Annotated in this window: 8 protein-coding genes; 6 read left to right on the plus strand and 2 right to left on the minus strand. The window is 72.8% G+C overall.

Going from position 1 to position 13196, the window contains the following annotated elements; translation table 11 throughout:
- Nucleotide 1: 1 nt before the first annotated feature.
- The 6 genes from AB0M88_RS40945 (at nucleotide 2) to AB0M88_RS40970 (ending at nucleotide 9883) form a co-directional block, all read left to right on the plus strand.
- Nucleotides 2-568 carry a chemotaxis protein CheW gene (locus AB0M88_RS40945; protein ID WP_364111406.1) on the plus strand — a complete coding sequence of 189 codons (567 nt, stop codon included), beginning with the start codon at nucleotides 2-4 and terminating at the stop codon, nucleotides 566-568.
- Nucleotides 565-2034, plus strand: coding sequence for a methyl-accepting chemotaxis protein (locus AB0M88_RS40950; RefSeq protein ID WP_364111408.1), 1470 nt, complete (start codon nucleotides 565-567; stop codon nucleotides 2032-2034). Before AB0M88_RS40945 ends, AB0M88_RS40950 begins: the two co-directional genes overlap by 4 nt.
- Nucleotides 2034-4097 (plus strand): response regulator, encoded by a 2064-nt coding sequence (locus tag AB0M88_RS40955; RefSeq protein ID WP_364111410.1) that lies wholly within the window; start codon nucleotides 2034-2036, stop codon nucleotides 4095-4097. Before AB0M88_RS40950 ends, AB0M88_RS40955 begins: the two co-directional genes overlap by 1 nt.
- Nucleotides 4094-5164 carry a chemotaxis-specific protein-glutamate methyltransferase CheB gene (gene cheB, locus AB0M88_RS40960; protein WP_364111412.1) on the plus strand — a complete coding sequence of 357 codons (1071 nt, stop codon included), beginning with the start codon at nucleotides 4094-4096 and terminating at the stop codon, nucleotides 5162-5164. Before AB0M88_RS40955 ends, cheB begins: the two co-directional genes overlap by 4 nt.
- Entirely contained in the window at nucleotides 5161-7149 is a 1989-nt protein-coding gene (locus AB0M88_RS40965; protein ID WP_364111414.1) for a response regulator, read from the plus strand. Before cheB ends, AB0M88_RS40965 begins: the two co-directional genes overlap by 4 nt.
- 2605 nt (nucleotides 7150-9754) lie before the next feature.
- The gene (locus AB0M88_RS40970; protein ID WP_364111416.1) at nucleotides 9755-9883 is read left to right on the plus strand and encodes a hypothetical protein; all 129 of its coding nucleotides are present in this window, start codon (nucleotides 9755-9757) and stop codon (nucleotides 9881-9883) included.
- Here the strand turns inward: AB0M88_RS40970 and AB0M88_RS40975 are convergent.
- Both AB0M88_RS40975 and AB0M88_RS40980 read right to left on the minus strand, forming a co-directional pair.
- Nucleotides 9880-12219: an N-acetylmuramoyl-L-alanine amidase gene (locus AB0M88_RS40975; protein WP_364111418.1), complete on the minus strand. Its 2340-nt coding sequence runs from the start codon at nucleotides 12217-12219 to the stop codon at nucleotides 9880-9882. The two genes, AB0M88_RS40970 and AB0M88_RS40975, sit on opposite strands and share 4 nt — an antisense overlap.
- Nucleotides 12220-12318: 99 nt before the next feature.
- On the minus strand, nucleotides 12319-13155 hold the full coding sequence (locus AB0M88_RS40980) for a phosphotransferase (RefSeq protein WP_364111420.1): 837 nt from the start codon (nucleotides 13153-13155) through the stop codon (nucleotides 12319-12321).
- Nucleotides 13156-13196 lie beyond the last annotated feature (41 nt).

A 13196-nucleotide genomic window follows, 5' to 3' on the forward strand; every position in this document is an offset into this window, starting at 1 on the left:
CATGGGCGTGGCGACGCTGAGCGGGGAGTCGCTGCTCGACGTCGGTGGCCGGATCGACCGCCTGCGCGGCGACTTCGACCGGTCGTTCACCGAGCCGGCCCGCAGCCACGACGTCGAGCACGTGGAGCTTCTCGCGGTCGGTGCGGGCGGCCGCCCGTACGCCCTGCGCCTCTCGCAGACCGCCGGTCTGCACCCCGACCGCCCGGTGACCCCACTGCCCGGACCGTTGCCGGCCCTGCTCGGGCTGGCCGGCTTCGCCGGCACCGTGGTGCCGGTCTACGACCTGGCCGCACTGCTCGGGCATCCGGGCGCCGGCCGCCCCCGCTGGCTGGTGCTGGCCGCCGGCACGCCGATGCTCGCGCTCGCCTTCCACGAGCTGCACGGGCACGTGCGGGTGGCCGCCGACGCGATCGTCACCGAGGCCACGGCCGACGGCGGCGGCTGCCTGCGCGGAATGGTCACCCTGCGCGGCGGCACCCAGCCGATCGTCGACGTGCCGGCCGCCCGGGCCCTTGTCCACTCGCTCACCGGGCACGACCCCGCCACCTCCGAGGAGATCGCACGATGATGGCCGGACGTACGTTTGGCAAGAAGCTGGCGGCCGGGTTCGGCCTGACCCTCGGGCTGACCCTGGTGATCGCGGGTACCTCGGTGGCCGCGCTGGCGTTCGTGGTCAACAGCAACAACAAGGTGATCGCGGTGGCGACCGACAATCTCGTCGGGGCGCAGCGGCTGGAGACCACGATGGAGTCGCGGATCAGCGACTACCGGGCCTACCTGCTCAACGGCCAGCAGCAATATCTGGACCTGACCAACAAGGATCGCGCCGAGTTCCTCAACCAGGTCATCTCGTTGCGGAACCTGCTCACCGACCAGCGGGCCAAGGCCCTGCTCGAGCAGCTCAGCGCGGCCGAGCAGGCGCACGCGGCGCTGCTCGCGCCGGTGGTCGAGCGGCGCAAGGCGCTCAAGTCGCTGGTCAACATCGGGCAGCTCAACGCCAAGAACGTCGGCCCGGCCCGGCAGGCGTTGCAGAACCTGACGGCGGCGCTGGTCAAACGGGTCGGCCAGATCGTCGCCTCGGACCGCTCGCTCGCGGCGTCGCGAGCCACTCTCGCGGTCGTCGCGATCGTCGTGCTGGGCCTGCTGGCGCTGATCGCCGGGGCCTGGATCTCGTGGCGGCTCAGCCGCCACCTGCGGCGCGAGGTCGGCACCGCGGTCGGGCACATCCAGAGCTCCTCGGCCGAGCTCGAGGCGGCCGCGGCCCAGCAGGCGTCGGGCGGGCGCGACCAGGCCAGCGCGATGAGCGAGATCACCACGACGATCTCCGAGCTGCTGATCACGTCGCGGCAGATCGCGGACAGCGCCCAGCGGGTGTCCAAGGTCGCCGAGGAGACGGCCGACGCGGCCCGCACCGGCGACTCGACGATCGTCCAGACACGGACCTCGATCACCGCGATCCGCACCCAGGTCGACCAGATCGTGCAGCACATGCTGGCCCTGGGCGAGAAGTCGCAGCAGATCGGCGGCGTCGTCGACCTGGTGTCGGAGCTGGCCGAGCAGACCAACATCCTGGCCATCAACGCGACCATCGAGGCGAGCGGGGCCGGCGAGTGGGGACGCCGGTTCGCCGTGGTCGCCGAGGAGATCCGCAAGCTGGCCGACCGTACGGCCGGGTCGGCCAAGGAGATCCGGGCGCTGATCGAGGACGTCCGCAGCGCGGTCAACACCACCGTGATGGCGACCGAGATCGGCGCGAAGGCGGTCGACGCCGGCTCCCGGCAGTTCGACGACGCCACCAACTCGTTCCGCCGGATCGCCCAGCTGGTCGCCACCACCAGCGACGCCACCCGCGAGATCGAGCTGTCGACCAAGCAGCAGACCACCGCCGTCGAGCAGGTCAACGTGGCCGCCTCGGACACCGCCCGGGTGACCCGCGAGACCGAGGCCAGCGCGGTGCAGACCAAGCAGACCGCGGCCCACCTGGGCACGCTCTCCGGCGACCTGCTGGACCTGGTCGGCAGCGGGAAGCACTGATGGCCGAAGGCCGCGACCCGCTGCGCTACTTCCGGCTGGAGGCCCGCGAGCTGGTCGACCAGATCACCGCCGGGGTGCTCGACCTCGACCAGCAGCCCGGCTCCGATCTGGTCAACCGGCTGCTGCGGTTCGCGCACACGCTCAAGGGCGCGGCCCGGGTGGTCAAGCAGCAGGACATCGCCGACCGGGCGCACGAGTTCGAGGAGGTCCTGGTCCCGCACCGGGGAGTGGGCGACGCTCTGCCGGCCGACGAGATGCGCGAGCTGCTGCGGTTGAACGACGAGATCTCGGCGTACGTCTCGGCGTTGGAGAAGCCGGCGCCGGCGCCGAAAGACGAAACGAAGGCGCCGCAGGCGCCGAGGAGGCCCGACCAGGAGCCGGCCCCGCCGCGGACCGCGACCGCCGACCTCGACGAACTGCTGGACGCGATCGGCGAGGCGAACGCCCGGATCGCGCCCCTGCGCGACGGCGGACGCACGATGAGCCGGCTCCAGCGCTCGGCCGAGACCCTGGTCGACCAGCTGCGGATCCGGCGGGCGGCGCTGACCGAGCCGGCCGGACGGGCGCAGGTGCAGCGGCTGGCCGGCGAGCTGGCCGCGCTCGGCCGCCGGCTGACCGACGGCATCGACCAGATCGAGCGGGAACTCGACGAGGTGCGCGGGCGGGCCGAGGGGCTGCGCCTGGTCAGCGCCGGGACGATCTTCACCGGGCTGCACCGGGCGGTGCGCGACGCCGCCGACGCCGAGGGCAAGCGGGTCCGGTTCATCACCTCGGGCGCCGAGGTGCGCATGGGCCCGCACCTGCTCAACCAGATCAGCGGGGCGTTCCTGCACGTGGTGCGCAACGCGGTGGTGCACGGCATCGAGCCGGCCGGGGACCGGCTCGCGGCCGGAAAACCCGCCGAGGGCACGGTGAGTCTCTCGGTCCAGCGCCGAGGACGGTACGCGATCATCCGCTGCACCGACGACGGGCGTGGCTTCGATCTGGACGCGCTGCGGCGTACCGCCCAGGAGCGGGGGGTGCTCGCCCCGGGTGACGCCGACCCGGACCCGCAGCAGCTGCTCGACCTGGTGCTGCGCGGCGGCATCAGCACCTCGCCCGCGGTCACCGAGGTGGCCGGCCGCGGCATCGGGATGGATGTGGCCCGCGACGTCGCCGCCCAGCTCGGGGGCGAGGTCGCGATCCGCAGCGAGGCGGGCGGCGGCAGCACCGTCGAACTGGTCGTGCCGCTGACCCTGCTCAGCATGAACGGCCTGATCGTCGAGGCCGGCCCGACGGTCGCCACGATCCCGCTCGACGCGGTACGCCGCTGCGTGCGCCTCACCTCGGAGGAGGCCTCGATCGCCGTCGCCACCGGCCGGGTGGCCCACGACAACGAGGTCGTGCCGTTCCTGCCCCTGGCCCGCCCCCTCTACGCGGGCTCGGTGGTGCCGGACACCGCCGCCGGGCCGGCCGTCGCGGTCGTGGTCACCGCCGACGACATCACCGTCGCGGTCGGCGTCGACCGGCTGGCCGGCACCAGCACGCTGGTCGCCCGGCCCCTGCCCGACCTCGCCCCGGCCGCCGCGGTGATCGGCAGCGTGGCGATCGACCTCGACGGCAACCCCCGGCTGGTGCTCGACCCGCACGGGCTGGTCGCCGAGGCCCGGCGCGGCTACGCGGTGGTCACCGGCGGTCCGGCGCCGGCCGCGCCACCGCTGCCGATCCTGGTCGTCGACGACTCGCTGACCACCCGGATGCTCGAGCGCAGCATCCTCGAATCGGCCGGCTACGAGGTCGACCTGGCGGCGTCCGGCGAGGAAGGCCTGGAGAAGGCGCGGTCCCGGGAGTACGGCCTGTTCCTCACCGACATCGACATGCCCGGCATCGACGGCTTCACGTTCGTCGCCGAAACCCGGGCCGACCCGGCGCTCGCCGGGGTGCCGGCCATCCTGGTCAGCTCCCGGGCCGGCGCCGAGGACCGCCGCCGGGGCGCCGACGTGGGCGCCAGCGCGTACGTGGTGAAAGGAGAGTTCGACCAGGAGGAGCTGCTCGGCCACATCCGGAGGCTGATCCACTCATGATCCGGGTGCTGCTGGTGGAGGACTCCGCGACGATGCGCCACCACCTGCGCGAGTCGCTGGCCGCCGACCCCGAGCTCGAGGTGGTCGGCGAGGCGACCGACGGCGGGGCCGCGGTCGACCTGGTCGGCCGCCTGCGCCCGGACGTCGTGACCATGGACATGATGCTGCCGACGATGAGCGGGCTGGTCGCCACCGAGCACATCATGGCCGAGCACCCGACCCCGATCCTGGTCGTCTCGTCGGCCGACCGGCAGGAGCTGTTCAGCACGTACAACGCGCTCGCGGCGGGGGCGGTCGACGTGCTGGAGAAGCCGCGCGGCGACGCCTCGGACGCCGACTGGGGGCGGCGGCTGTGCTCGGCCGTACGGCTGGTCTCCCGGATCCGGGTGATCACCCACCCGCGGGCCCGGCTGGACGGCCGCGACCGGCCGTCGGTGCCTCCCGCGGCGCCGATCGACGACGGCACACCGGCCCAGGTGGTCGCGGTCGGGGCGTCGACCGGCGGGCCGGGGGCGCTGACCGAGCTGCTGCGGGCGCTGCCGCCCGGCTTCGGGCCGCCGGTGCTCTGCGTGCAGCACATCGCGGCCAGCGAGCCGTTCGCGGTGGCGTTCTCGGACTGGCTGGCCGGGCAGACCGGGCGGGACGTGGCGTACGCCCGGCACGGCACCCTGCTGCGGTCGCTGGGCGGCCGGGTCGTGCTCGCGCCGCCCGACCGGCACCTGGCCGTACGGGACGGCGTGCTGCGGTTGAGCGACGGCCCGCCCCGCTATTCCTGCCGGCCCTCGGTCGACGTGCTGTTCGAGTCGGTGGCGGCCGAGTACGGCGCGGGCGGCACCGGCGTGCTGCTGACCGGGATGGGCCGCGACGGCGCCGACGGGCTGCTGCGGATGCGGGCCCGGGGCGCGGTCACGTTCGCCCAGGACGAGTCGAGCTGCGTCGTCTACGGCATGCCCCGGGAGGCGGCCCTGATCGGCGCCGCGGCGTACGTCCTGCCGCCGGCGAGAATCGCCGCCCGGGTGGCCGAGCTGCAGTTCGCCGGTGGCCGCGCCACTGGGGGCCGGCGATGACCAGCACCGTGCTGATCGTGGACGACAGCCTGACCGTCCGGATGGACCTGCACGAGGCGTTCGAGGCGGACGGCTTCACGACCGTGCTCTGCGCGAGCGGCGAACAGGCCCGCAAGGCGTTCGCGTCGGCGGTCTTCGACGTGGCCGTGCTCGACGTGCTGCTGCCCGACGCCGACGGCTTGGAGCTGCTCACCGAGCTGCGCGGCATGCCGTCGCGGCGCAACGTGGTGACCGTCCTGCTGTCCAGCGAGGACGAGGTGCACGACCGGCTGGCCGGGCTGCGCACGGGCGCCGACGAATACGTGGGCAAGCCGTACGACGCCGGCTACGTCGTGGCCCGCTCCCGCCAGCTGCTCGGCGAGGGGGTCCACCGGCGTCCCGACCGCACGGCGGTGCTCGTCGTCGACGACAGCATGACCTTCCGCGAGCAGCTGCGCGAACTGCTGGAAAGCGAAGGCTACGCGGTGCTGACCGCGCCGAGCGGCGAGGAGGGTTTGCGGATGGCGGCCGACCGGCGGCCGGCCGCGGTCATCGTCGACGGCGTGATGCCGGGCATCGACGGCGCCACGGTGATCCGCCGCATCCGCCTCGACCCGGCGCTGCGCGACACCCCGTGCATCCTCATGACCGCCGCCGACGACTACGCCACCGAGCTGCAGATGCTCGACGCGGGCGCCGACGCGTTCGTCCGCAAACAGCAGAACCTGGCGATCGTGCCGGCCAAACTCAACGCCGTGCTGCGGCAGAGCGCCGAGCAGCTGCCGATCGAGGTCACCGGCAGCCTGCACGGCCCGAGCAAGGTCCTGGCCCTCACCCCCGACCGGGAACGGCTCTCCGGGCTCGCTACCGCTCTCCGCAGCGAGGGGTACGACGTGGTCCCGGTCGCCGACGCCAACGACGCCCTCGACCTGCTGGCCGAGCAGCCGGTCGACTGCATCGTGCTCGGCCAGGGACTCGACGGCGACATCGGCCGCGACGCGTGCCGGCGCATCAAAGAGGTGCCGGTGATCGGCGAAACACCGGTGGTCATGACCGGCGAGGCCGACGACGACATGCTGGCCTGCCTGGAGGCCGGAGCCGACGACTACGTGCGGGCGAGCTCCGGCCCGGAGGCGTTACGGGCCCACGTACGCACGCAGATCCGGCGCAAACAGTCGCACGACGAGAGCCGCCGCATCCGCGAGGAGCTGATGCGGCGCGAACTCGACGCGGCCGAGGAACGGGCGGCCCGGCAACTCGCCGAAACCCGGGCGGCCCTGGTCGAGGAGCTGGAGTGGCGCAACCGGGAACTCGAGGCGTTCTCCGGCTCGGTCTCCCACGACCTGCGCGGCCCCCTGCAGGTGATCAGCAGCTTCGCCGAGCACATGCTGGACGACGACGAGGACCCGCTCAGCGCCGAGGCGAAACGCCGGCTGGGCCGGATCAGGAACGCCGCCTCCCGGATGGCCGACCTGGTCGAGTCGCTGCTCATCCTGGCCCGGGCCAGCCGGGGCGAACTGCGCCGGACGGTGTTCGACCTGACGGCGACCACGTTGCAGGTGATCGGCGAGGTCGAGGCCCGCTACCCGGACCGGGCGGTCGCGTTCACGGTCGCCGAGGGAATGACGGCCGACGCCGACGAGGGCCTGGTCCGCGTCATCCTGGAAAACCTGATCAACAACGCGGTCAAGTTCACCGGCAAGATCGCCGACCCGGCGATCACCATCGGCTTCGACGGAGGCAGATACTTTGTGCGCGACAACGGGGCCGGCTTCCCGGCCGGCAAGGCGGGCGAGCTGTTCCGGCCGTTCGCCCGGCTGCACAGCGCACAGGAGTTCCCGGGCACCGGCATCGGCCTGACCACGGTGCACCGCGCGGTCGAACGCCACGGAGGCGAAATCTGGGCCGCCGGCGAAGACGGCCGAGGAGCGACGTTCTGGTTCACCCTGCCCCCGGCCACCCCCGTAGCCACCGACCGCCGAACCCAGGCCCGCCGCGACGGCTGAGGTTCGCGCTTTGGTCCTCGCAGTGGCCGTAGCAGCCCGCCACGAGACACGGTCACACCCGCCGGGCCGTCACCGTTCGGAGTTCCGCACCTCCCCTTCTTCCGCAGATCTCTCCACCAGGCGCCCCAGGGAGCCGACACCGACGACGAAACGCCGGAGCGCACGAGCTCCCCGGACCGCTCGCACAGCCTCCTTGGACTCGGCGCTCGGCAAGTCCGACCGGCGTGCGCCTCACGCGCTGTCGGTCACGGCCGACCATCGCCGAACGGCACCACCACGTGACCAGACGCACGGCTTTGCCGATGACAATGCGCAGCCCCTCAAAAACTGATTATTGACGCAACGTTGAAATAGCGTCGCCCCCTGACACGGGCGCTCGCCGGATTGTCGATAAGGAACCATTGACAGCAAAGCGGTAATCCCCGGACCGGACGCAAACTATTATCGCGACGCTTTCCGAAGACCCAGTGCGGCGAATTCGACAATCGTTGCGACCTGAACCGCCGCCGATGCCGCGACCACCGCCTCGGGTGATCCCGATCGGTCCCGCCTGGGCGGCACTCCCGGGCAGGCGGCGCACCCGGGCAGGCGGCACTCTCCCGGGCGGGCGGCGCACCCGGGCAGGCGGCGCACCCGGGCAGGCGGCGCACCCGGGCAGGCGGCGCACCGCGGTGGGCGGTGGCGCCCTGTCGCCGGTCGACGCCGCCGGGATCACACGGCCGAGCCGACCTGACCAGCCCGGAGAGCTTGCCTGACTCGATCGGCGGAGTGGGCCCGATCGGTGAAGCCGCCCGGTCCAAGGCGCCGCGGAGTCCGGCCGCCGGCAACGGCCGACTGTGTCGACCTCACCAGCCTGGCTCGGCACGGCGCAAGCTGACTGCTCGCAGCGTTCGCCCCGATCAGCCGGGTCGCCCTGACCAGCCTGTGCGCCCTGGTCAACGCATGCGACCTGACCAACGGAAGCGACCTGACCAACGGAAGCGACCTGGCCAGCGGAAGCGACCTGACCAACGGAAGCGACCTGACCAGCAGAAGCGGTGGTTTCCGCAGGAGCGGTCTCCTCGGCCGGACCGGCCTCGCCGCCCTCACTCTCACGAGGGCGGGAGAGCCCTCGACCGCAGGAAGCGTTCCCGCTCGAGTCGTGAACCAGCAGCGGCCGGCCGTCGGCCGGCTCGGACACCGCGGCCGAATGCGTCGGCGCCCGACCGCCGCCGACGCGGTCGGCCGGCGCGGCGACGTCACCGTGCAGACGAAGGTTCATCGCCCGGCGACCGTGACGCTGCCGTAAACCCCATTCACGATGCCGCTCGTGCTCCCGGCGGAACTGTTCGCCCTCGGGCGAATAATTGCGCGACGCGGTCCGGTCCCGCAGGGATGCCAGTTGCGACCGGGGGAAAAACTCGAGCTGCGCCATAAGCTATTTTCCCGCATTCCGACGGAGAAATGTCAGCCGCACCGGCGTGTCGATCATGCCAAACTAGCGGTCTCAAAGGGCCATCAAAATGCGGACCGACACAAAGCTTTTCCGGCCGAACTTCAGCTCCGCTCGTCTGCCGTGGACAACGCGCGGTCTGCGTCGCACGGCGAGGTGAGCGAGCATGGCGGCCCAGAGCAGCCGCCGCGCACGACCGCTGTCGGCCGGGAGCTCCCGGTCGGCGGAAGTGAGTGAGGAAGGCGGCGACCCGCGTGCCGTGCGGCGAAGGGGATCGAAGTCGGGCTTACCGCGTACGTCTGTAGAGCTAACGCCGATGCGCCCGGAGGGACCGACGATGAGGATCCTGGTGGCGGCCACCGCGGGCTGGAGACATTTCTGCCCGCCGACGCCGACCAGGTGGCCGGGCATGAGGTCGTGGTCGCGTCGCCCGGGTCGTTCCGGGACAACGTGGAGTCGGCCGGGTATCGGGCGGCGGCCTTCGGTGACATTCCGCCGGAGGAGTTCGCGGCGGCGGTGCGGGAGGCCGGGAGCAGTCCCGAAGGGCGCGAGCGGCTCGGCAAGCGAATTTTCGGTGAGATGGCGCCGCGGGCGGCCCGGCCGAGGTTGCAGGCGATCGTGGAGAGTTCCGGCCCGATCCGGTGCTGCGGGACGCGGCCGAGCTCGCGTCGTGGGCGCTGGCCGAGGAGCGGGGGATTCCGCAGGTCGCGATGTTCTTCACCACCCATCGGATGCTGCGGGGGATGCTCGGGCCGGCGTCCTTCGATCCGGCCGACGGGCCGCCGCTCACGCACCGCCTCCGCAGTGGCGAAGCCGGGCCGCCCCAGACACCGGGAGAGCGGCCGCTCGTCTACGTCTCCTACGGGACCGTCGCACCGGCGCAACCGGCCGGAGCGGAACGCCTGCGGCAGGTCGTGTCGGCTCTGGCCGAGCTGCCGGTCGACCTCGTGGTGAGCATCGGCCGGTCGGAACCCGCCGCCGGGAACGAGTTGCGCTCTCGCGTCGATCTGCGGCCCCGGGTGGACGAGCCCGCGATCCTCGCCCGGGCGGCCGCCGTGGTCTGCCACGGCGGCGCGCGCGACGCTGGCCGCGCTGACCGCCGGCGATCGGGCGGGCGGTCGACGAGAGCGGCACCGGGATCGACTTCGGTCTCGGCGACGTCGCCGAGAGGACGTGGAGAAGGCCCTGACGCGGGTCCTCTCCGAGCCCGCCTTCCGCAAGCAGGCCCGCGAGATCGCCCAGGACATCGCCGCGCTGCCGCCCGCCGGCGCCGCGGTCGAGGGGTTCGAGAGCCTGGTCTAGGAGATGTAGGCGAGGCCGTCCGACACGACCGTCGGGCGGCCGCTGGTGCCGGCGACGACGACCGCGATCGTGTGCTTCTTGGCGGTCAGCGTCTTGACGAAGACGGCTTGCCGGTAGAGGGCCTTGGACGACTTGGTGTCGATCGTCGCGACCTTCTTGCCGTCGACGTAGATGTAGGCCTTGCCGGTCTTGGAGCCGCGGCTGAACAGCAGCGCCGCCGAGCGGCCGGTGAAGGTGTAGGTCAGCTTGGCGTTCTTCCTGGTCGCCGACAGGGCTTTGCCGCTGAGGTAGGAACCGTACGACTTCGTCGTCCAGGACCCGCTGCGACTGGCCTTGCTCTCGGCGAGCAGGTTCGCTTTGCGAACCACCGAGACCGTACGCGTGTTGCCCGGCACGTCCCGCGAGGTCAGCGAGAACGTCGTGTTCGCACCGGGCTTCATCGTGGCGTACCAGGAGGTCGCCGTGGTCGCCAGGTGGACGGTGGCGGGCCGGGTCGCGGTGACCGTGTAGAGCTTGACGTTGTCGCTCGTCCGGTAGCTGACGGTGACCGGCGCCGAGGTCGTCGAGTAGGTGCCGGTGCGCAGCGCGGGCGCCGGCGCGGTGGTGATCGCCGGGGCGGTGGCGTCGGCGATCACCCGGTAGCTCGGTGTGACTCCGGTCGCGCCGGAGACGTGCACGGCCCGAACCTGCACGGTGTGGCTGCCCGCGGCCAGCGTGATGCTGCCGCTGCGGGCCGTGCCGCCCACCGTCGCCGCGACCTTGCCGTCGCGCAGCAGCTCGAAGCGGGCGATCGAGGCCGACGGGGTGTCGACGGCCCAGTTGATCGTCACCGAGCCCCGGACGTAGAAGGTGCCGCTCACCGAGAGGCCGCCGGCCAGCGACTTGGCGGCCAGGCCGGTGATCATCTCGACCGAGCGGGCGCGGATCGAGGGCAGGTCGTCGTAGAGGTAGGTGCCCGGGCACTCGGTCAGGTAGCCGGCGCTGGTCTGCTCGGCGTCCTTGTGGCCGGAGACGCGCGGGAACGTGACGAGCGAGTTGATCGGCCACTTGCGGCCGTCGACACCCTCGGTCATCTGGCCGGTCGAGGTCGGACTGAAACCGTACGCCCCCAGCCGCGCCGCCGCGACCTGCGCGATCGTGGTCTCGGCGGCCACCGTCGGGTGGGCCGAGGTGTAGTCGCCGAGCAGCGCGAGGCCGACCGAGCCGGTGTTGAAGCCGACCGTGTGGGCGCCGATCACCGCGTTGGTGACGCCGCCCTTGCGGCCCTCGAAGAGCGTGCCGCACTGGTCGACCAGGAAGTTGTAGCCCATGTCGTCGAGGCCTTTGACCTTGACGTCGTTGGCCTGGATGCCGCGGATGACCGACGCGGAGTCGGCGCAGGTGTACTCGTTGCCGAAGCCGGTGTGGTGCACCCAGATGACCTTGACCGCGGGCGCGACGAAGATCGGCTGCATGACCAGGGTCTCGTCGGCCTGCCAGCCGGCCCGCGAGACGTAGGGCGGCAGCTGCGCCTTGACCGGATCGCTCGACGACGGCACCGGCACCGCGCCCGACGGCGTCGCCGCGGGCGAGGTGGTGGCGCTGGTCGTCGTCGGCGGGGCCTGCGTGTCCGGCGCGGTCGTCGCGGGCGTCTCGACCGTCGTGGTCGGCACCGGCTCGGTCGTCGGCTCGGTCGGCACGGTCGTCACCGGCGGGTTGGTCGGCTCACTCGGGTCGTCGGCCGGGGCCGTCTCGTCGGCCGGAGTGGCCGGGGGATCGGACTCCTCACCGCCGCCGCCCTGGCCACCGCTGTCGTTCTTCCTGCCGGCGGCCGTCTTCACGTCGGTGTCGATCAGGTTGAGCTCGAGGCCGGCCGGAAGCGCGCCGCCACCACCGGCGATCCGGGCCGCGACCCCGTCGGACCGCCCGGCCCAGAACGGGTCGGTCGCGCCGTGCGTGCGGGCCACCTCGGCCGGCCGGTCGGCGGCCGCCTCGGCGACCCCCAGCCGCTGCCAGGCGGTCCACTTGCCGGTGCGGTCACTCCGCGTCCGGACCTCGATGGCGCCGCTCGGCGCCGCCGCCGGATCGGTCCAGCTGACGCTGAGCATGCTGAATGGACGGGTGCCCCGCGGCCGGAGGTCGATGCCACCGGCCGCCGTGACCGCCGCGGCGAGATCGAGCGGGTCGACCACCGCCCGCACCGCGGGCGCCTTGGCGTGCGGGTCGGGCGGGATCGAGGTGATCCTCTCCGCGACGGCCGGCGCCGGCCCGCCGGGCCACACCAGAACCGCGACGCCGCCGCCCGCCGCGAGCACGGCCGCGGCCGCTCCGATCCCGATCGCCGACCGACGATTCACTGCGGCCCCCGCCTGCCCGGACATGAATGAGAAGGCGGAAGAGTAGCGGATCGGCGGACCGCCCGCTGCCCCGGAGTTTTTCGCCCGATTCGAGCGGCCTCAGGGGAGGCGTGCGGCGAGTTCGGTCGCGCGGGCCGCCTGCTCACGGTGGAGGCCGGGGTCGTCGAACTCCTCGACCGAGACGACGGTCAGCAGCAGCGCCGTGTCGAGCTCGTAGAGGTCGAGAAGGGCCGGGTCGAGTTCCGGGTCGCCGTAGCCGGCCAGGAACTCGCCGGTCAGCAGCCCGTAGCCACGGATCCGCCCGAGTTCCATCAGCGGGTCGCCGACGATGCAGTTGGCGACGTCGATGAGGGCGGCCACCCGGCCGTCCGCGACGCAGATGTTGGCCGGCCGCAGATCCATGTGCAGCAGGCTGGTCGCGTGCTCCTCGCGGGTCGCCAGCCGCGCGGTCACCCGGCGTTCCAGCGAGGCGGGCAGGTCGCAGTAGCGGCGGGCGGCCGCCAGCCGCTGCCCGAGGCGGTCCCGGATGAAGCCGGTCCACGACTCGAACGGCCGCAGCCCGGGCACCGACGGCCGGATGCCGTGCACCTCGCGGGTCAGCTCCCCGAGCCGGCGCAGCGGCACCGCGGCGCCCTCGTCGTGCTCGATGTAGCTGAGCAGAACCCAGGACGGATCCCCGCGCCGCCAGCCGAGCACCCGCGGCACCGGGATCCCGGCCGCGGCCATCAGCCCGAGCGCCGCGACCTCCTTCTCGATGACCTCGCCGAAGTCGACGACGCCGTCGTAGGAGGTCTCGACCCGCTCGATCCGCGGCGACCGCACGACCGCCGGGCCGTCGCCGGTCTCGACCAGGTCGGCCCAGAAGTCGGTGCCCGCCCGCCAGGGCCGGACGGGACGGCCCATCGACCGCGCGAGCTGATCGAGTCGGTCCCCCACGGCCGCCGATGGTAGACGGCGTGCCCGGCCGGAACCCGGCC

The sequence above is a fragment of the Actinoplanes sp. NPDC051411 genome, assembly GCF_040682075.1.
Taxonomy (GTDB): domain Bacteria; phylum Actinomycetota; class Actinomycetes; order Mycobacteriales; family Micromonosporaceae; genus Actinoplanes.

What these genes read in the sequence shown, in the direction of transcription:
- AB0M88_RS40945 (WP_364111406.1), top strand. Translation starts at nt 2, where the DNA reads ATGGGCGTGGCGACGCTGAGCGGGGAGTCGCTGCTCGACGTCGGTGGC.
- AB0M88_RS40950 (WP_364111408.1), top strand. Translation starts at nt 565, where the DNA reads ATGATGGCCGGACGTACGTTTGGCAAGAAGCTGGCGGCCGGGTTCGGC.
- AB0M88_RS40955 (WP_364111410.1), top strand. Translation starts at nt 2,034, where the DNA reads ATGGCCGAAGGCCGCGACCCGCTGCGCTACTTCCGGCTGGAGGCCCGC.
- cheB (WP_364111412.1), top strand. Translation starts at nt 4,094, where the DNA reads ATGATCCGGGTGCTGCTGGTGGAGGACTCCGCGACGATGCGCCACCAC.
- AB0M88_RS40965 (WP_364111414.1), top strand. Translation starts at nt 5,161, where the DNA reads ATGACCAGCACCGTGCTGATCGTGGACGACAGCCTGACCGTCCGGATG.